Raw genomic sequence first — 21,170 nt, forward strand, 5'->3', positions numbered from 1 at the left:
TGTCTGGGTTGAAAAATAAACTGTGATAGTATTTTTAAAAAGGATCGTAATTATTCCGAAACTATTTTTCTTATCCGATTGTTGTTTTTATCCAAAACATACACGGTTCCATTCTTATCAACAGCAACACCGGTTGGCGCGCTGAAAAGCGCAGATCCTCCTATTGCGTCAGCATAACCTGCCGTACCGCTGCCGGCAAAGGTGCTCACATCAAAAGTATTAGCTTGTATAAAGCGGATACTTTGGTCGGGGTTGTAGCTTCCGCCGTCCCAGGTTCCATTGCCTGCCACATAAATATTGCTGCTATTGTCAACCGCGATGCCCCATGGATAAGCGAATTTTGCAGTTGCAGCCGCTCCGTTTAAATAACCCGAAACCCCAAGCTGCCCTGCAATGATACTGCCCTTCCAGTCGCCGGCATTAAATTTTCTGATAACCTGGTCACCATTAACCGATACGTATAAGTTGCCGGCTTTGTCAAATTTGATTCCAGCGGGATAGTTAAGACCGGATATCACCTGTTTGGTAGTCCATTGAGCTGATACCTGGTAGATGTTTCCGGGGCTGGAGCAGCTGGAGTAATAAATATAACCTGTGGTCCTGTCAACAGCAATGCTCCATGGCGATTGGTTTCCCCAAGCCCAGGTAGTTGCAGTACCATCGGGGCTTATTTTACGAATATCATAATTTCCCGGATCAACGGAATATACATTTCCCTGGGCATCAACGGCAACATCGTAAGGTAGGGAGAAATTTGCCGCGCCCCCTTTACCATCCGCGTAACCCGAAACCTGGGGATTACCGGCGAGTGTAGATACATTACCTGCCGTATCAATTTTCCTGATGCAGTGATTTCCGGGATCGGCAACATAAACATTCAGGTTGTCATCAACAGTCACCCCGCAGCTTCTGTACCAGCTTTGCCCGCTAAAATCAAACATAGCATCTGTTCCTTTACCGTTTGCAAAGCCTGCTTTACCTGATCCTGCCAGGGTGGTGACAGTCCTGGTATATTGGTATGTAAAATTATCGGTGCTTGTTGCGGTTCCTTTTCCAATAGTTACAACTATGGGCCCGGAACCTGCTTTCTTAGGCACCACTACCATCATTTGTTTGGTGTTGGCACCAATGACCTTCAGTTTGAACCCATTCAGGGTAACCGAAATTTGCGAGGTATCTGTTGAAAAGTTGGTACCGGAGATCAATACTTCGGTACCACCGCTACCTTGTGCTGGGATAAATGTACTAATACTGATAGGTGATGCAGGATCATGTGCAGGAACTTTTTCTTTTTTACAGCTTACAAAAGCTATCATTATAAAAAGCGCCCCGGCAAGCAGGTATTGATTGATGCCTTTTGCCAATATATTTATGAATGTTTTCATTTGAATAATTACGGTTTAATTATTTATTTCCAGACCTTTTAAACCCTGTCGGGTCAATAAGAGTCATCATTACCAACCAGGGTTTTGTACCAATGCCCTGTCACGGTCCAATTGGTACTGGGATATTGGGAATAGGTACATTTTATTGTTCCATACCCTTTTTGAAAAAGCGTTTTGTTGTAAAGCCCGGTAAATGCAAATCCCAGGCCTTGATCGTCAGTGTTGACATTAAGGCCATAAATAGTCTGATTTTCATCGGCACCCAGTAACAGCCTTCTTACAAGGGTAAAGTATCGGTCGCTTTCAAAACAAAGCTCTACCTGGCGTTCCCTTAAAATATATTTCCGCATTAAATCCTTGTTTCCAACAGCTCCCGGATAAACTGTCTCTATGCCAGGCAAGCCTGCCCTTGTCCTGATCTGATCAAGATAAAGCACGACATTGGGGTTCGAAGGATCATATTCATTCAGGGCTTCTACATAATCCAATAATATCTCGGCATACCTGATCAATATAAACGGCCTGTAGTTGGTGGCATCCATCCTTATGTTATCGGCAGGACTTACATTTTTTAATACATCATATCCGGTAATATTATTACTTGCGCCGCTGGCTTTTGCACCGGCTTTACCGTTATAATAAAATTCAACCCGGCCTGTGCCGTCAATATTCGCTGCAGATGAATAATAGTTTTTATCATCAACAGTTGGCGCAGGCAATACCGGTCGGCCATTATACTGGATATAGGCATAAAACCGCGGTTCGCGATTAGCATACATGTTCCATTGCCCTTTGCTGTGCTCCCAATATTTTGCGCCATTACTTTGAGCAAAACTTGTAGCTGTATATCCCGAAAGCGGATCATCAATGGTGCGGCCATTATTCATATAAAACGCATCCACAACATTCTGGGTGGCATTGTACATGCTATATCCTCCCGGCCCCGGCGACACACATTTGGTATATCCCCAATAATTCCAGGAGTTTCTTGAAAATATGATCTCACTGTTCCAGTTTGTTAAGAAAAGGTCCCTGACAGACAGATAAGGATCAAACTGGGTTCCGCCATTATCCAGATTTGTAAATAACTTGTACGAACCAAGATCAATTACAACCTTGGCTGCATCGGCAGCTATTTTCCATTTGCCGGCGTCAAATACTGTGGGTGCCAGCGGGGTGCCATCCTGGTTTTTAAAAGAAGCAAATGATGGATTACCATTCCATAAGGGGCTTGCCGACAGTAAGGCCAGCTGAGCTTTTACAGCAAGGCAGGCACCTTTTGTTGGCCGACCGTAATTGCTGGTTGAAGGCCATTGCGCCGGTAAACCCGAAGCGGCCTGATCCATCAGTTGGTTAACATAATCCTTGCATCTCGTCAAAAGACGCTCTCGGGTACTTATTGAAGTCATCATTTAAGCTTAACGTTTCCGTTACTTTCACCACCGGACCATATTGCTTTATTAACTGCCAGTAAAACCACCCGCGCAAAAACCTTGCTTCGGCTTTATATTGATTTTTTAGGCTGACACTTAGTTGGGTAGCAGGAACCTTATCAATATTGGCTTCAAAAATGAAAGACGACCGGATTCCGGTATAGTAGTTATCCCAGTAATCAAAATAGGCGTTTACCGGGCTCCAGTTACCCACAACCATTTGCCTTACATTGGTACCGGGGATGGATACCGACGACTCGTCACTTGCCCCCATCGCGCTGTAATCTCCCCCATCGGTTTGTTTGATATAACCATATATATTATATAAATACGATTCGGCATTAGCCCTGGTGCTCCAGATCAGATCTGATGTTAACAGGTTATCCGGTTTTTTATTAAGGTAATTACAGGACGATAAACAGGCACCCAGGAAACATATCCCAACTACCATTATTAGTATGTTTTTTTCATTTGGCACACTTTAAATTCTTTTGAAACTGATTTAAATTCACGATTTCTATAACGCAACCCTTAATCCTAAGGCAAGTATTCGTACCGGTGGATAGCCTGCGCCGTTAGAGCCAAGCTCCGGGTCCCAAAGTTTGAATTTGGAGAATGTTAACAGGTTTTGCCCAGTTAAATAAAGGTAAACTGAGTTAATACCAGCCTTTGTAAAGGACAGCGGCTTAAGTGTGTACCCCAATGTTGCCTGTTTTAAACGAACAAAACTTGCGTCTTTTGACCACCATGTACTTGGCTGGTAATTATTACTGTTTTGATTAGCAATGCCCAAACGCGGATAGTAAACATTCTGATTCGGGTTATCAACTGTCCACCTGTTCTCAAGAATTGCAAGCATACCCGATGGATAAGTGCCCATGCCTGTAAATGGCACAATACCCGCGCCCTCTGCGCCTGCACCGGTTATAGAAGAACCGTTTGCCATGATAATTACATTACCGGTTCCCTGGAAGAAAAGAGAAAGATCGAACTTTTTATAGCCAACCGTAAAGCCTGCGCCATACAATATGGTAGGAATGTCGGATTTGCCTGTATAAACCTTGTCATAGCTGTTGATCACTCCATCGCCATTTACATCTTTGTACTTGATATCGCCGGGCCTTAACACAGCGCCAAACTGGGTAGGGCTTTTATCAACATCTTCCTGTGAGGTAAATAGCCCTTCTGCAACGTACATCAGGTTATCGCCATATTTGCGACCGGTGGCTTGTTGATAAGCATACAACTGTTTCGGTCTCGTCCTGCTGTACAATTTTATTATTGTTATAAGTAAAATTGCCATACAGGCGCAAGCCCACCTTGCCGATATTGTCATTATACTCAATGTTACCCTCAATACCGTGGTTATTCATTTCGCCCAAATTGGCAAATACAACCCCGCTTACACCCAGTATCCCTGATAATGAGCTTCGCTGAACTAAAATATTTGTCCGTCTCTCTTTATAGGCATCAATAGTGATATTCAGTTTATTGAACAGCCCTATTTCCAGGCCAATATTATCTTTCCTGGCTTTTTCCCATGTCAGGTTCTCAACACCTATAACAGTTTCTTTAGTGCCTCCATATACAGTTCCGTTAAGGCCCAAGCCCACGGAGCCGCCACTGCCATATTGGTTGATATATGGGAACCTGGTGATTTGGTAGTGAGAGCCAATTTGGTCGTTACCTACAAGGCCATGAGAACCTCTTATTTTAAGCAGATTAAACGTTTTTGAAAAATCCTTAAAAAAAGGCTCCCTTGAAATTACCCAACCCGCAGAAACAGCCGGGAAAAAGCCAAATTTTTTGCCAGGCTCAAAGTTTTCTGAACCGGTATAGCCTGCATCAAATTCAAGCAAATACCTATCGGCATATGTATAGGTTGTTCTGCCGGCCAAACTCTGATTGTTATAAGGAATAGAGTTTATAACACTACCCGCTGTGCTCTGGACCCTTGACCTCATATTGTACAAAAGAAGCGCGCCAATATGGTGTTTGCCGAAAGACTGATCATAATTAATATTGCTTTCCAGGTACATGGTTTTTTCGGCAGATGAATACTGGGTATAACCCAAAAACTGGCTTCCATACCTCGACTGGCCAAATACAAGGTTACCCTGCGAGTCTCTTGATGAGGCTAAAAAAAGATCATTTGTCCCTGTTCTGCCATTGTCATTTTCGCTGTACGAATCAAACGAAAACCGAGCCATGGCGCTTAGTCCGTTGGTTATAGCATCCAGTTTCTGGTTAATGGAAAAAACAGACTGGATAGTAGGGCGAAACTCGCTGTTATAACCGGAATTTTGAATATCATTTACCGGGTTAGATCCGCCGTTATTATACGGACCGGCCCATTTGCCATCGGGGTATCTTATCGGGAACGCGTTGGGTGGGGTTAAGTATGATTCATACCAGATGGTTCCTGCCGAGATGCCGGGATAGCGGCTGCTTACCAGCATCGCATCCAGGTTCATGGTCAATAAGGTAGTTTTCGTGATATCAATGTCAAGGTTTGACCTAAAATCGTAACGCTTAAAGTTAAGGTTGGGGTTGTAGCCGTTTTGTTTGGTTACTTTATAACTTCCTTCCTGATCATAAAAAGAAGCAGAAACATAATACCTTACCGTTGAGGCACCGCCGGTTACATTTAAGTTGGTATTATAGCCGGGTGCCCAATTCTTATATACAGATTTTATCCAGTTTACATTGGGATAAAGGTATGGGTCTAACCCGCTTGCCGTTTTCTGGATAGTTTCTTCAGAATATGCAGCAGGGTTACCATCATTTGTAGTTGCTTCGTTATGCAACCTCATCCATGAAACGGCATCCAGCATTTTAGGGGTCCTGGTAAGGCCCGACATGGATGTTTCTGTCTTAAAGGAAATTTTAGGTTTACCTGCAACACCTTTTTTAGTGGTAATGATCAAAACCCCGTTGGCACCTTTGGCCCCATATACGGCGGTTGACGATGCATCTTTTAACAGGGAAATGCTTTGAATATCTTCTGGATCGATGTTGTTGTAAGCTCCACCATAAGTACTGTTCACGTCATCCCGCTGCACGCCGTCTATAATAATAAGCGGGTTTGAGTTACCTGTAAAAGTGCCAATGCCCCTGATGGTAAATGACGCGTTATCATAACCCGGCTCCCCGCTTCTTTGCATTGATATAACCCCGGCTACCTTACCTGCCAATGCATTAGATAAGGAGCGGTTTGGAGTTGTTATATCGGCAACATTCACCGTTGTAACAGCCCCGGTTATGGTCAGCTTCTTTTGTTTACCATAGCCTACTACCACTACCTCATTTATACCCTTGGTATCGTCAAGTAACTGAACGGTCAGGAAAGATGTTGCTCCGGTAACCGTAACTTCTTTGGCAATGAAACCGGCAAATGAAATAACAAGGGTGCTGTTATCATTAGCTTCAATGGTAAACCGCCCCTCGCTATCAGTTATTACCCCCTTATCAGTCCCTTTGATACGTACACTCGCGCCGGGTAAAGTGACACCTTTTGAATCAGTAACAACACCTGAAACTTTGATAGTAGGTACTGCCTGAACGGAGGGCTTAACAGGCGCAGGCTTAGGTTTTATAATTATTGTTTTCTCTTCTATGCTATAGATAAACGGCTGATCCGAAAGTGCCAGTTTCAATACTTCTTCCAATTCTGTATTCCGTACATTGATACTAACCGGATTAGCGTCTTTAATCAGCTTTGAGTTATAAAAAAATCGTACCCGCTTTGCTCTCTTATTTCTTTAAGCACTTTTTCTAACGGAGCATTTTTTCTGACAATGTAATTTTTTGTGCATAGCTTTTAGCACTCACCTGAAGTATTGTTGCTAATAACAATATGATCGATAATTTCATGATCAACAGTGCTTTATTTTTTATACGGGGGATTGTGTATAAACTTATTTCATAACATTTCATACATTTGAACTTGTTTTGGGTTTAATCTGTAATTGGACTACGAATTTAATTTCATGGCAAAGCCCTAACTTTCCGGCCGGAAGTGTTCCACCACTTCCGGCTTTCCTTTTAGGCTACCTTATGCTGGGTAATGATCACGGCATAATGATAACCCTCCTTCCTTCGATCCTGGTTTTTACGTTCCCTGTCTGTTCAATTATCTTCAATGCCTGCGCCAGGTCCTTTGAACGCGACACCATCCCTCCAAATCTTAAATTATCCACATTGCCCTGGTATTCTACCTCAACATTATACCAGCGGGCAAACTTGCTCATAATGCTTTTCAAATCTTCGTCGGTAAAAAGGAAATAACCATTTTTCCAAGCCACAACCTCTTCGGTGTTAACCGGTTGTACCGAAATTGTGTTATTTGCGTAATTGATATCAGATTGCTGACCTGGTTTCAGTAATTTGGATTGATTGGCCTTGAGCGCAGATACCTTAACCGAGCCTTCTAATAAAGTAGTTTTAACCGAAGTTCTCGTCCGTATAAGAGCTGATATTGAAGTGTGTACCCAAAACCTCCACCATCTGCTGGTTACTGATAACCTGAAATGGTTTATGTGCATTTTTAGCAACTTCGAAGTAAGCTTCTCCTGCTAATTCAACCTTGCGTACTGCACTATCAAAATTTGTAGGATATTTGAGTGAAGATCCGGCATTTAACCAAACCTTAGTGCCATCGGCTAAATTAACCTGGTATTGCCCTCCCTTTGGGGTTTCAATAACATTGTATTCGGGCAAACCCGGAGCAGTGGCATGAGATGCAGAGTTTTCAACTGTGTAAACCAACTGACCATTTGCCGCCTTAGATACTTTTGTACCCGATTGTTTGGCCAGTTCGCCGGACGCGGCATCATCCAGGGTAATTTTTGAACCATCGGCTAAAGTTAGTAATGCTTTATTTCCTCCCGGGGCAATACTGTGCTTGTTTACGGGATAGATACTATTTTTTGCGATGAAATATGAGCTGTTATGCTTCATGTAAAAAACCAATGAAGCCGACGCGATCAGCAATGTTGTGATAGAGGCTGCCACAAACCACCTCCTCAGAAAAATCATTTTTTTAGGTGCAGATTCACGTTTTTTTATCTCCGATAGTATCTTGCTGTACAACTCGTTCTTTGTTACATTCTCATCGCCCATTTCAAGCTCATCCCATTGCAGCTTGTTTTTTGGAGTGTATCATAATAGCTTAGCAACCGGGCCTCCTCTTCGGGGGTAGCCTCGTTTGATAAGTATTTGTTTATTAAGTTTATCAGTGTTTCTTTTTTCATTTGGGTAGTTATTGTATGTAAGTAACCCTAAACAGGCCATACCCCCAAAGAATAATAAAATATTTCTACAGCATTAAGGAATCATGAAATTTTGGAGAGTAAAACCCGTAATAATATCTAAGGAAGGGATAAATACAACCAGATACAGGTAAAAAAGCTTAAAACCAACGCCCGCATAACATAATGGCGGCTATGCAAACAAAATCGCCCAATGTTTTACGTAAACGGTTCAGGGCTACAGTCAGTTGGTTTTCGACTGTTTTTGGCGCGATACCCAGCCGTTCGGCAATTTCTTTGGTTGATAAGTGTTCTTTGCGGCTCATAATAAAAATCTGGCGGCATTTTTCAGGTAACTCAGCAACACCTTGTTCCAGCAAACGGTTAATTTCTTTTTCAGACAGGAGCTCCTCGCCGCCGTTATTGCTAAAAAGCTCCTCCAGCCTGTTAAAAAGATCCGCTCTTACTTTACCCGAACGGATAACATTAAACACCTGGTAACGAACAGATGTATATAAATAGGCATTTAACGAAGTGAGTTTGAGATTGGCCCGTTTCATCCACAGGTTTACCAATACTTCCTGGGTTACATCTTCAGCTACCTGGCGATCTCTGATGATGTTATATGCTGAAAGATAAAGCTTTGACCAATATTTATTATAAATACGTTCAAACGCCCCAAGGTCATTTTCCCTGATCAATGCTATAAGATCCTCATCCGTCATCAGCTGAATTTCCAGGCTATTCATTCTGCATTATAAAATTTATAATTGGCATCATCCAAAGAATGTACTTATTATCGATTATTGATTTTAACTTTTTAAAATTAAAAAAGCTATTTCTTAAGGGCTTGGTGTAAGCCATTTATATTAAGCTTTTCAAAATAATCAGAAGGTATAAATAAAGTCAAAAAAAACTGAAAATGAAAGCGGGCAAACAATAAATATAAATTATTAAAACGTTTTTTTTGTGATTTATAAGCTATTCAGTCGATCCTGCGCGACCTGAAGTGTTTCGGCAGCAGTCTTATTTTTCAACTCTCCAATGTCAAAACCTTCCAATATATTTTTTAGCTGAAGTAATTTATCCTGCTGGTTATTTTTTATAAACCGTTCCTTTAAAATATTAATTTTTTCAAAATCCTGGATGCCCTCGATCAATCGTTCCAGGCGAACAGAGGACCGTGGACCGGGATAAACCAGGTAAGCATCGCCCGATGACCATGCCCCAAATCGTGTATCACGTAAAGGATCTTTGGTCCAGCAATTGTAAGCCCATCTCAAATACCCGTCATATCCTTTATATGCGGCATGCCATGCCAGCCAAACACACTCGGCCGGGGCCGAAAAACTGAAGGTATTGGGATACCCTTCTGTGCAGCAGGTATAATAGGTGGTATTTAAACCCGATTCCCTGCGCAAACGAATTGTTGCTTGATCCATTAACTGGTTTGACGCCACACTATAATCAAACAAATCTTTTTCAATTTCCGGATGATAATTGCCCGCTAACGAAATCTTAAAATTTTTATCAGCGCTTTTTATTAACGCTATAGCTTTTTGCATATCGGCCATGGATCTTTCGTCCATAGCTATAGTGGTTTTATTAAACCATCCTTTTTCTTTAAGATGGCGGGCAAAATCCATCAGCATTGGGCGCCAATGTGCCTCGTACTCTGCCGAGCCGGGTTTAGCCACGATCATCGTGTCTTTTCTCAGGGCTTCGTCATAGTAGTAAAACTTTAGATTCCAGGGAATCATACTATAGCAGTTGATTAACTTATTAATCCCCAATGACATCATAAAAGACACCCACTTATCAAATACTGAATAATCGTACCCCCATGAGCCATTCTTATTTTTTGTCCATTTTATCATCGATCCGTAAATATCATAGGTTTGGCTATTCCACGGATCATGAATGAGTGTGGTAGTAATTGCTTTCTGCCCGGCATTTGCCAGCATTTTCATGTAAGGGCGCATTACATAAAAATGTTGCTTTGACCATGGCTTTACACCATACACCCGGGCCACCGAATAGGGATTTTGCCACAAGTCAAGGTGAAATTTCCAGTGCTCCGGTGCAGGCAAGGTATGATTAAGCACTTGTATAGCGTAATGTAAAATTAAAGGCGGTGCATTTTTCCCTTCAATTACCTTCACATTCCCCCTGTAAAGGCCTTCAATAGCAGTAGCCGGTACACTCACACTTAACCAAACCGGCCGGGTTGTATTTTTACCTGCCGGAAGCATTTTTACAGGGTCAATAACATCCTCAACAAGGCTGGAATCATGGCCGGGCAATATACCACAGCCACCGCCTTCGTTGTTTAACCCATCGGCCATCACATAACGTACAAAACTCGCGTTTATATTTTGTTCGGGGATTTCATGCCCTTTACCATCTTTAAGTTTACTCCATATAAAGCTTAGTTGTTTCAGATTCCGGGTTGTCCATATCAGGAATTGAGTATGCACTTTTTCTCCTTTCCAGGCTTTGGTTTTCCATTGAGCCTGTAAAGGAGATATGGCAGGAGCATTATGTTTATCATAACGTATATTGGCGGTAGCGAAACTTACATAAACTCCGGGTTTCAGCGAACTCCAGCTTGCCTGTTTTACAGGTTTGGGATCCGGAAGCTCCTGGTAAGTTTCATCAACTTTAACCTGTGCCAAAGCCACTGCACTATATAATAACATTATTAATATAAGTTTTATTCTCATAAAATCGTCGTTTTTCCGGGATCTACATTATCAATAATAAAAACAAAAAACTCTGTGCTATTACCTTGCAAATAACTTCAAACACATATAAATGCCGCATGGCTATGTTAAGCTTCAAGCTTTATTTCCCCAAAAAACTCCGGGTGGTGAAAGTCAGGGTCGTCGCATTCAATATTATGCCACGTTAAAAAGTGTGGCTCAGGTAGTTCATCGCCACATTTATAAAAATTAGCATGACATTGTTGTCCTTTTAATGATGTAAATGAATGATGATAAAACACATCCAACGGTAACATCAGGGTAAGCTCCCAGCTAATATCGCCATGCCCAATATTTGTTTGCTGTGTTAACCGCACCTGAGACTTTATAAGCCGTATTAGCTTTTCAGGTGATAACTCGCGATTTTCCCTGCCCCTTCCGAACCCAAGCGAACAAGTGCCGATACAGTTAAACCCGAAATTGTAATACTCCAGTTCGGTACCAAAGCCAATGAAAAACTCCACACAGCTATCCTGGTGAACAGGTTCATTAGGTTTGTAACAGGAAGCTTTTATCGCTTTTTCTTTTACGTAATATTTCAACATAAAACAATCGTTGCTGCAAGCTATCGCAAAATGAACATCGGGTTTGTAATCATAATCGGGCCATGGTACAATTCCAACAAGGTGCTTCTCCTGCTCGTCTAACAAAACAGACATGTGTTCAATAGGACTGCTTTTGTCCATATCTTCTAAAAATGCTACTGTAAGTTCCATTATTTAATTTCGGTTGTTATCTGTATGTACTTTTTTGCAGTGTTATGAATTATCTGATCAAAAACGTCGTAATTTTTTTCAAGCTTACTAAGCAGCTCGAACTGCGCCCTGGCTCGCTGTAAATTATGTTCGGGAGAGTGGATCTTGTAATAAACATCCCCTTCTATATAATCCGTCAGGAAACGCACACCCTGCATATAGGGTATTAATAAAACTCCCATCGAAAGCGATTTAACTTCTGTATCTGACAAAAAGCTACCGGCGTATTCAAAATACCCCGCTGCATAAGCTTTAAATAAGGGGATGTTTAGCTCTATTTTAGTAACATCCTGCTCATCCTCGGGCGCGGTATTGATGATAGTGCGGATGGCATCGCCAAAATCATATGCCACATAGCCTGGCATAACTGTATCCAGGTCAATTACACATTGTTCATGATCATTCATATCAAGCAATATGTTGTTGAATTTGGTATCGTTATGAATAATGCGCAGCGGCAATTTCCCTTCCTTTCCCAAATTCATGATAGTAGCCATCTGATCTGCTCTTTCAATTATAAACGACAACTCAGTCAAAACATCCTTAATCCTGTTCTTCGGATCGTCCAATACCGCTTTGTTTAAACGATCAAGCCTCATGGTGATGTTATGAAAGCCTGGTATGGTTTCGTAAAGTAATCCGCTATCAAGATCTGACAACAGTAACTGAAATTTCCCAAATGCTTTGCCGCCTTCATAAGCTTGCTGCTCGGTTAATACCATGTCATAACTCTTGGTATCCTTCAAAAAACAATACATTCTCCAGTAATTACCTGTTTCATCACAAAAAAAACACTGTTTGTCTTTAGCTGAAACTATTGTCAGTACTTCTTTATCGGGGTTTGAACCAGGAATGCCGGTCAATTTTTCTTTTAAATGATCTGTTACTAATTGTACATTTTTCATCAAAGCCGGAACGTTTTCAAACACGTGATGATTGATTCGCTGAAGCAAATACCCCGGCAAACCCGGGTTTGCATTTTTTAAATGAAATGTATCGTTTATGTGCCCGGACCCATACGGAATAATAGCTGCGACATTTCCTTCAATGCAAAAATTGGATACTATTTCAGAGATATTATATGACATTTATTTTTCGTTTATACGTTGAGATCAGCAAAATGTTTACGAACACATTAAATTAGCATAAACACCTTGATACAAATATAATTATATTAGTGTGTTCGCACACATTTTGTTAATTTTTTGTTACTATTTTTTTCATGAGGATAATGCACCGGAAAAACCTTCGGGTTATATAAATGAAACAGATTAATCAGCGAGAACTTATCGGCGGATACCACGCTGAGCTGAGCCCCTCTGGTTGTGCACAAAAAATGTTATTAAAAAGTTTTTTGCGTACAAGGACACTAAGCCGCAAATGGGAAACTTAAAAGCATAGCGCCGTTGTGAGAGATCAAGTAATTTATTGTACCTTTTTTCTTAACCCATAAAAATTGGGCTTTGGCAGAAAAGGATTTGACTGGGGTTTGAACCGGATAACCGAACAATGGCGGATACAGACCTGTGAATGAAGGACAATTAGCTAAGGAGAGATCAGATATCTAAATAAACGGCATCCTCATCATCAACATAATAGTTCGCATTTTCCTTTGTAACGATATCAAGCGGAAGATACTTGATAATGGGTACTTCCTTTTTGAACACCAGGCTGTCGGTTAACTGGTAGATGCCCCAATAGCCCTGCCCTTTCGGGTTTTGATTGATCAGGAAACTGATTGTCCCTTTATTCAGAAAATACAGATTGGGAGGCAATAAATCATATCCTATTATTTTAATATGCTTTATATATCGCTGTTCCAGGTACTTCGCAATTTCATGAGCTTTAGATGTTGTCACGAAAATACTGCCTAAATCAGGGGTGCTGTCAATAATATCCCCCAGTTGTTTCATAAAAACAGCGGCATTTGACCTGTTTAACTCAACCCTCAGAATTTTGTACTGATGATCCAGGTTATTTTGAGCAAAATAATTGCGAAATCCCTGCTCTTTTTTTAAAAGGTGAGCGGCGTTGCTCGTCTCTTCATCAATGTGTGCAATTAAAATAGAGCAGGAATCGGGTTGCCCATAATGAATAAGCTTACCAGCCAAAAACCCGCTCTGATATGAATCCTGGCCTATATAACTTAAAGGCTCACATTCAGCAATTTGTGTATTAAACAACACAAATGGAATTTCGGCAACCTTCCATTTCTCGAAAAAAGGGAGGGTTTCCCGGTAAAATATAGGCGATAAAATTATGCCGTCGGGCTTATCAGTGGTTAATTTATTGGCCTTGCTTATAAATGAATCTACATCATATGGATCAAACACATATTGTTGTACAATAATGCCATATTGCTTCAAGTCTTTTTCTGCCTTTTCAATTCCGGCCTTAGGCGCGTGCCAATAGAAATCAATTTCATGATCGGGTATTAAGGCTGCTATTTGGTATATTTTATTGGATCCCAAAGCCCTTGCCATAAGATTGGGCTCATAATCCATCTCTTCAATAATTTTGAGCACTTTCTCTTCTACCTTTTTTGATACCCGCCCGCGCTTATGCAGTACTCTGTCAACCGTACCCGTCGAAACCTTCGCTTTTTCGGCAATGTCTTTAATGCGAACAATTTTATTCTTCATAATAAACTTTAGCGTAGAAAAGATAGCAAAAGTAATTTAATATAGTCCATCTCATCAATATCGACTATCATTTGATAGAAATTACTTTTAAAACAATTCCGCTATACTGAACTTATTTCAGCGTTGCACATGTCAAGCGCATTTCATACCGGCATCTTTATTATTTTTTAAGATATGGCACCAATGTTACCGCCAGCTTTTGATAACCAACCTCATTGGGGTGCAGGCCATCTCCGAAAAGTGATTCATCAATCTTCCCTTTATGGTTAAGCAATAGTTTGCCCGGATCAATAAAACGGACCTGGGTTTGAGCTGCCAGTTTAGCAATGGCTTTATTGAGCACCTTTATCCGGCTTTCCATCGCCCTCCTGGGCAGCAAACCCGACAAAAGAACCTCCGCTGTGGGCTGACGTTCCTTCACAGCCAGCACAAGCATTTTCAACCCTTCTGATATTTCCTGGTCACTGTAGGCAGACAAGTTATTGGTGCCTATCATAATCATCACTTTGTCAGCCTTAAACCCTTCTATTTCTTCATGGTATACACGCCATAGCACATTCTCTACCTGGTCCCAGCCAAAACCAAAATTTTTCACACCCAAAGGTTCGATATATTTATCCCACGAATCAGCTCCTCTTGCTAAAGGCGCCTTAGGCTCACCACCCCAGTAATTCAGGATCGAATTACCAAGAAATACAATCGTTGGCGAACTGGTTTTGATAAGCGTTAATATTTCATTATGCCTGTTTCGCCAGTCATAATACCCATCCCTGCTTTGTACTGCGGGCCGCGTGGTTGAATAGCGGCCAATTGGTTCATTAATTATAACACGGATTGCTTTCTCATATGCTGCGGCATACTGCTCCATTCCGATATCATTAGGATGTAAGCCATCAACTGTTGAGTTGATACCAAACCCGATTTCTTTGCCAGTCAATAAATAAATACCCTTTGTTCCGGCTGCAATCAACTTTGAATAAGCCAGGTCAAGCACTTTATTAACATGACCATAACCGGCATTTCTACCCGTATCCAATAGTCCGCCCGCGTTCCCCCCGCTGTGTTCAACAAGCAATATCGGCACCAATGGGTGCTTCTGCTTTAAAGTTTGTATCGCTGCAGATAAACGTGCTTCGATTTCCTGGTCAGAAAAACTTATCATATTAGGCATACAATCAAGCACATATACTTTCGCATCCACCTCTGCCATCAGATCAATAACTGATTTCTCAAGCAATCCGGAGCCGGAAAAACCAAGATTAATCAACGGGCGATCCAGCGCGCGCTGCAAAATGGAGGTCCATGCTAAACCTGGCCTTGAAGCACAGGCCCCCTGCGCAATGGATGTTCCGTATACAAGCACCGGCTTTTCTTTGGATAAAGGCATAAAATTAAATGCACTACCAAGTGGAACACCTATTTCAAGCCATGATAACGAATTATACAAAGGCAGGAAAAGCCGGTATTCATAACTTCGCCCCGCAAAATCGGCACTTACCTTAATATTTGAAAACCGGTAGGTAATGGTATCCTTAAACGAGAAACTACCCGGAGCAAGGCACCATTGGCCATTAGGATCCAATACATAAAGGTCCAACCCACTTACACCAGTGGCCGGCATATGTGACATAGCAAACTCGCCATTAACTTTATACCGGATAACCAAATTCTGTGCATCTGTTTTAAACTTAATGTACAAACCGGCACTGCTATGGGAGATGTTCCACACATTGGGATTAAGGCCCTTTTGAGCACGCGCCGGAAGCCTGTCATAACTACCTGCCGTTTCTTTTGACCAGGCCTGCCCTTCTATAACCGGAAAATCAGCCTTAACCGGATTATACCATTTATATGGAGCTAAATTTTGCGAAAAAGATGTTTTATTAAAAAGGCAAAGGATTAGCAATACTACTACGAATACGCGTTTCATTTTTATTTATTTAAAAACAATGTTGCCATACACACCCTCATGCAGGCCAATGCGTTTGCGCGCACACTTACAACATCAATTTATAATTCAAATCAGAAGACAAACAAATGGATTAAACCGTCATTTTACAGGTACAGCGTTTAAAACCATCACTTCAAACGGCTCAAGCTTAACAGCATGAACGGCTCCCTTAAACACATACGACTTCGTTTCTTTACTGTTAACTTTCGCATTATAAAAGATATAATCTGGAGTACTATTTGATGGCAATTCAAATACTTCCCGGGTATTAACCAGGTATGTTTTAGCTGTATTCGAGGGATTTCTTAAGGTAAGAACAGCCTTTTGCGGAGACCAGGCTGCAAAACCGTAAACATCCCCTTTGGATGGATCGCCGCCTACCCAATGCACATCCGGCATAATATCCGCATTTTCGCGCGACCATTTTATGGCAGCGGCAAGGCAATTCCAGTTGGCCTCGTTTAGCTTATGGGGATTGATATACAACTCCTGCAAACTGGTTCCAGATCCAAAAAACGACCATATCTCGTCAGAAATATCTTTATCATCCATGTCAAACTTAGCAGGCGCGCCATTATCCGCAATACAAATCCCGTGATACATCAGGGAGCTCAAAGGATAAAGGGGAGCGCGCATTACAATATTCTTATAGGCCTGACCATCCCGGTAATTGAGCCATTGCTGACGACCATTGCCCTGCCCTTGCGTGTTTGTATCCCAGCCATTCCGCCAAATTACATCACCATATTTAAGCCAAAAAGGCGACGGCCAGGTACCTATGGTGAGGCTAAAATATAAATCCGGTTTTACCTTACGCAAGCCCGTTACTAAATTCAGCAAAGACTCCATATCTGTTTGATATTCAACAGTGGCACCTGTAGACTGATCTCCCGCCCCTACACCATCAAATTTAAACATAGAGATACCATCACTGGTCACGAACTTAGCGGCAGTACTTTTAAACCTGGACGAATAAACCGGCCCGGAAAGAGAAAACCCATGCAAATTAGTTTCAAAAGGAGGATTTTGGCTTCGGCCATACTGTAGCCGCTGTTCCTTTGCCTGCTCGTAACCACCCCAGGGCGACATCCACACTCCCAATGAAGCTCCGTATTTATCAGCCAGCGCTTTAATGTTATCAAAACCTGCAGGGAAATTCTTTTGGCTGATCTGCCACAATGTTTGGTTGTCATCCCAGCCATCGTCAAACAAAAATGCGTTTAAGCTAATATGACGTTTTGCCGTAAGACTGTCACCAAATGCCTGAATACGATCAAGACAACCAGCTTCGGTTAACTTACGATCGGCCCAGGAAAGGTCATACCATGAATTATAATGAAGCATCTGGCGGTATGGCGCCGCTCTTTCCCGCTCCAGGTAATAAAGAAATCCCCTTCGTAACTGGCTTTTAGGGGCAATGCCCCACACAGTAGAAGCTTCGAAATTAAGAGTTGGCTCCTGCCGTTCAATATAGCTGCTGATCCGGCCATTCTGATTATTGCATTTACTTATCGGACTTTCACAGGCAAAAAAGAAATCATCCGATACCATTGGCGATCCGTCCACAACCCCCAACAGCTTAATACCCATTTCTGCCGGAAAATTGATCAGATTCAATTTCCTGATCTTTAAAGAGTCTTTCAAAGCAAAAACGCCGAAAACTTGTCTGATATAATTGGAATTATCTTTCAAAATGGCCTCCCACTTTACACGAATGCCATATTTCACATTCAAAAATTCGGCTAAAATTTTCACACCATCTTCCTTTTCAGAAAATTTAACTGCCTCAGGATCTCCTTTGATCTGAACAATTTTCGGAGTGGTACTTAATTGAAAATCAGCAGAATTTATTACAGTACCATCCTTAAACTCTAATCCAAATAAAGGAGAGCCTTTTAAATTAATTTGTTTCTTATTCTGAACGGCAGATTCGTTTATGGCAATTATCGATTTACCAGCAAGCCACTTTACAGATAAACAATTATTTTTTAAAACCAATGCCCCTTTAGTAGAAAACACGAATGCCTTGCCCGGTTTTACACCCGAAAGAAAAACATCCTGAGCTTTGGTAACGCTTGTTAGGCCGATACAAATTAAAAACAACAGTCTTTTTAGCATAGTTGATAAATTACGAGAAAAAATAGAATAAGTATTTGTGTGTACGCACACAAATATAAAACATAATTAATACCTCAAAAATTGGACGGAGCCTGTTTGACACTCCAAACAGGCAAAAATGATGAGATCATATGTATTGTGCGAGAATACAGTGCAAAACAATCGGTTGCGCCATTTTTCGACTACAGGTACAACATCACGCTATTTCAAGAGAAGAGTGACATATAAGACAAATAAGAGACGTACTTCATTAAAGATATTAAGCATAATGCTTTTTAGCAGTGATTTTATGATTACTATTTGAGTTAAAACAACGAAATATCGTGGTTCTTGAAATTCAAACCTTACGAAATATGGTTGTAATTATTAATCCATAATGGCCATCCATGTAGATCTCGGCATGAATTAAACCTTCATGTTCGTTATATTAGGTGAAAGTGATGTAATTTTAACTGATTTGAGTCGAGCGGCTGATTAAGCGTTACTTTCGATTCATTTGGCAGGATTTATGAATTAGTGCGTTTACAAAAACTGTAACCGACGAATGTAATCAATATCAGGTGGACTAAACATGACAGACCAGTTAAGTAAGAAGATCTTGATCGTCGAAGACGAATATATCATTGCTGATGTTTTACGCAATTTATTACAGAATGCCGGCTATGATATATGCGGTATAGCTGATTCAGTTGATGAAGCCCTGGAGTTGATCGAGATCAATAGGCCTAATTTTGTCTTGTTGGATATTTACCTGAAAGGCAAATTAACCGGTATCGACCTGGCAAATCAGTTAACGGAAGAAAATATTCCATTTGTATATCTTTCTGCGAACTCCAATCAAAGTATCCTTGAAGAAGCAAAGAAAACGAATCCTTACGGCTTTATCGTAAAGCCATTCCGCGAAAAAGATGTTCTTGTGGCTTTAGACATTGCCGTTTACCGGCATGAAAACAACCTTGAAAATAAATTGAGGCAAAATGCGGCATTGCAGAAAAAAGTGGCACGGATCATTGATTTGCAAGCAGACTGGACTTACAAACTGATGCAAATCGGCCAGGCACTTCAACCTTATATTCCATTCGAATATCTATCCGTTGGCCTTAAGTCAAATGACAACAATAATGACGAAATTGGATTTATGCGTATTGGATTCGAGGAATACCAAACCATTGGTCCCAAGGAACTTATGGTTATCACCAACAAAAAATCATATGAGCTTTCAGCCTTGAAAGGAAAAAGCACATGGGAGCAGTTGGCAACCTGGTATGACGAAAAGGAGCTGCAGGCGGCTTTTAATGAACAACCGATGAGAAAACTGATAACGGAAACGTTTTCAATGAAATCGCTTTTGGTTTTTCCGGTACCCTTGTCTGGCAACCAGGCAATTTATTTCTTTTTCTACGGCCGTCGGCCAGATGCATACGACTCTGATCATTTAATATTGTGCGACCGATTCAGGAATTTAATTGGTGATTTTGCCCAAATCATGGTCTCTGACTCAAAGAGCCCTTTGGGTAGCAACCCCGTTTATAATGGAGTGCACAGAACAGCGGGACGGGAAACGAGTGCTGATTTATTTGCCGGGATTATCGGAAGCAGCCACCTTTTGTTAAATGTTTTCGATAATGTTCAACAGGTAGCGCCGGCGGATTCTTCCGTCCTTATCCTGGGCGAAAGCGGGACAGGCAAAGAAAGAATCGCAGAGCGTATTCATTACTTGTCCCCGCGTAAATCCAAACCATTTATTAAGGTAAACTGTGCTGCTTTGCCTGCCACTTTAATTGATTCCGAATTATTTGGACACGAAAAGGGTTCTTTTACCGGAGCGTTTGAGAGAAAAATAGGGCGGTTTGAACAAGCACATACAGGAACATTGTTTTTAGACGAAATTGGTGAAATCCCGTTGGAATTGCAGGTAAAGTTGTTGCGGGTACTGCAGGAAAAGGAAATTGAACGTATCGGGGGTCGAACTACTATTAAAACTGATGTTCGCATTATCGCTGCTACAAACCGCAATTTAGAAATGGAAGTCGCTGAAGGTCGCTTCCGGCTCGACCTGTATTACCGATTAAATGTTTTCCCGATTGTTATGCCTCCGCTACGCGAGCGTAAAGAAGATATCCCCGCGCTTGCTAATCATTTTTTAATTATTTACAGCCGCAAAACCGGGAAAGCAATTAAAGGCTTGTCGGAAAAGGTTTTGGAAAGTATGCAGACCTATCGCTGGCCCGGCAATATCCGTGAGCTCGAAAATCTGATCGAAAGAAGCGTGTTACTGGCTAAAAGCGACTTTATTGATACAATTGCGTTACCATTCCAAACCGAGCAACCAGCCATGAGTTTCATTGCAAATGCAAACGTTCAAACAATGAAAGAAAATGAGAAAACACATATCCTGCGGGCATTGAATGAATGCGGCTGGAAGATATGGGGCCCTGGCGGTGCCGCCAGGTTGCTGAATTTACCGCCGACTACCTTAAATTCCAAAATGAAGAAATTAGGCATTACAAGATCCTTCCAAAAATAAGCGGGACAAGTGTTCGTTTGGCTGTTTTCGGGGCCAAGCTATCGCAGCAAAATAACTGCAATCAAGGAACATCGCAGGCTACATCGCACTGTATTGACACCCAAAATACCTCTAAAAACAACGCTATTTCGTTATAATACTGAGCCAGCTACGAGATAAAGTAACACGGCTATAATTCCATTTTACAAAAATCTGATTATCAATTATTTTCAAGCACTGGCATATCTATTGAGTTGATCCCGGCGACTGCCAGTCCGATGACAATTTTAACTATCAGAACACCATGAACAAAGATTCTTCAAAAACCATAGTCTTTATAACAGGAGCATTTGTGAGCAATTCGTGTTG

Annotated in this window: 16 protein-coding genes and 1 pseudogene; 1 reads left to right on the forward strand and 16 read right to left on the reverse strand. The window is 41.4% G+C overall.

The window, feature by feature from the left end; all coding sequences use genetic code 11:
- Positions 1–50: 50 nt before the first annotated feature.
- The 16 genes and pseudogenes from ACQ86K_RS21330 to ACQ86K_RS21405 form a co-directional block, all read right to left on the reverse strand.
- On the reverse strand, positions 51–1,385 hold the full coding sequence (locus ACQ86K_RS21330; RefSeq protein WP_218134358.1) for an IPT/TIG domain-containing protein: 1,335 nt from the start codon (positions 1,383–1,385) through the stop codon (positions 51–53).
- Positions 1,386–1,438: 53 nt separating this feature from the next.
- On the reverse strand, positions 1,439–2,731 hold the full coding sequence (locus ACQ86K_RS21335) for a RagB/SusD family nutrient uptake outer membrane protein (RefSeq protein ID WP_431198720.1): 1,293 nt from the start codon (positions 2,729–2,731) through the stop codon (positions 1,439–1,441).
- Positions 2,732–2,738: 7 nt separating this feature from the next.
- The gene (locus ACQ86K_RS21340) at positions 2,739–3,269 is read right to left on the reverse strand and encodes a RagB/SusD family nutrient uptake outer membrane protein (RefSeq protein ID WP_431198721.1); all 531 of its coding nucleotides are present in this window, start codon (positions 3,267–3,269) and stop codon (positions 2,739–2,741) included.
- 66 nt (positions 3,270–3,335) lie between these two features.
- On the reverse strand, positions 3,336–4,064 hold the full coding sequence (locus tag ACQ86K_RS21345) for a hypothetical protein (protein WP_431200985.1): 729 nt from the start codon (positions 4,062–4,064) through the stop codon (positions 3,336–3,338).
- On the reverse strand, positions 4,021–6,435 hold the full coding sequence (locus ACQ86K_RS21350) for a SusC/RagA family TonB-linked outer membrane protein (protein ID WP_431200909.1): 2,415 nt from the start codon (positions 6,433–6,435) through the stop codon (positions 4,021–4,023). The genes ACQ86K_RS21345 and ACQ86K_RS21350 overlap by 44 nt, the downstream gene beginning before the upstream one ends.
- Positions 6,415–6,543 (reverse strand): annotated as a pseudogene (locus ACQ86K_RS21355) (STN domain-containing protein); the annotation flags it as partial. The pseudogene ACQ86K_RS21355 and the gene ACQ86K_RS21350, both read right to left, overlap by 21 nt.
- A gap of 345 nt (positions 6,544–6,888) precedes the next feature.
- Entirely contained in the window at positions 6,889–7,122 is a 234-nt protein-coding gene (locus tag ACQ86K_RS21360; protein WP_431198722.1) for a DUF4974 domain-containing protein, read from the reverse strand.
- A gap of 139 nt (positions 7,123–7,261) precedes the next feature.
- On the reverse strand, positions 7,262–7,939 hold the full coding sequence (locus ACQ86K_RS21365; protein ID WP_431198723.1) for a FecR family protein: 678 nt from the start codon (positions 7,937–7,939) through the stop codon (positions 7,262–7,264).
- The gene (locus ACQ86K_RS21370; RefSeq protein ID WP_431198724.1) at positions 7,921–8,070 is read right to left on the reverse strand and encodes a hypothetical protein; all 150 of its coding nucleotides are present in this window, start codon (positions 8,068–8,070) and stop codon (positions 7,921–7,923) included. The genes ACQ86K_RS21365 and ACQ86K_RS21370 overlap by 19 nt, the downstream gene beginning before the upstream one ends.
- A 158-nt stretch (positions 8,071–8,228) precedes the next feature.
- Positions 8,229–8,816: an RNA polymerase sigma-70 factor gene (locus tag ACQ86K_RS21375; RefSeq protein WP_091163346.1), complete on the reverse strand. Its 588-nt coding sequence runs from the start codon at positions 8,814–8,816 to the stop codon at positions 8,229–8,231.
- Between the two features lie 225 nt (positions 8,817–9,041).
- The gene (locus ACQ86K_RS21380) at positions 9,042–10,766 is read right to left on the reverse strand and encodes a DUF4091 domain-containing protein (RefSeq protein ID WP_218134356.1); all 1,725 of its coding nucleotides are present in this window, start codon (positions 10,764–10,766) and stop codon (positions 9,042–9,044) included.
- A 131-nt stretch (positions 10,767–10,897) separates the two neighbouring features.
- Positions 10,898–11,545, reverse strand: coding sequence for a carbohydrate-binding family 9-like protein (locus ACQ86K_RS21385; protein WP_431198725.1), 648 nt, complete (start codon positions 11,543–11,545; stop codon positions 10,898–10,900).
- Positions 11,545–12,672 carry a phosphotransferase enzyme family protein gene (locus ACQ86K_RS21390; protein ID WP_091163343.1) on the reverse strand — a complete coding sequence of 376 codons (1,128 nt, stop codon included), beginning with the start codon at positions 12,670–12,672 and terminating at the stop codon, positions 11,545–11,547. The genes ACQ86K_RS21385 and ACQ86K_RS21390 overlap by 1 nt, the downstream gene beginning before the upstream one ends.
- Before the next feature lie 468 nt (positions 12,673–13,140).
- Entirely contained in the window at positions 13,141–14,226 is a 1,086-nt protein-coding gene (locus tag ACQ86K_RS21395; protein ID WP_091163342.1) for a substrate-binding domain-containing protein, read from the reverse strand.
- A gap of 160 nt (positions 14,227–14,386) precedes the next feature.
- Complete coding sequence (locus ACQ86K_RS21400; RefSeq protein ID WP_091163341.1) at positions 14,387–16,156, reverse strand: SGNH/GDSL hydrolase family protein; 1,770 nt, start codon at positions 16,154–16,156, stop codon at positions 14,387–14,389.
- A 120-nt stretch (positions 16,157–16,276) separates the two neighbouring features.
- Complete coding sequence (locus tag ACQ86K_RS21405) at positions 16,277–18,295, reverse strand: hypothetical protein (protein WP_091163340.1); 2,019 nt, start codon at positions 18,293–18,295, stop codon at positions 16,277–16,279.
- 571 nt (positions 18,296–18,866) lie between these two features.
- Between ACQ86K_RS21405 and ACQ86K_RS21410 the strand changes: the two genes are divergently transcribed.
- Positions 18,867–20,822: a sigma 54-interacting response regulator gene (locus ACQ86K_RS21410; RefSeq protein WP_091163339.1), complete on the forward strand. Its 1,956-nt coding sequence runs from the start codon at positions 18,867–18,869 to the stop codon at positions 20,820–20,822.
- The last annotated feature ends 348 nt before the right edge of the window (positions 20,823–21,170 follow it).

The organism is Mucilaginibacter sp. P19 (genome assembly GCF_050632265.1).
In the GTDB taxonomy this organism is placed as follows: Bacteria; Bacteroidota; Bacteroidia; order Sphingobacteriales; family Sphingobacteriaceae; genus Mucilaginibacter; species Mucilaginibacter gossypii.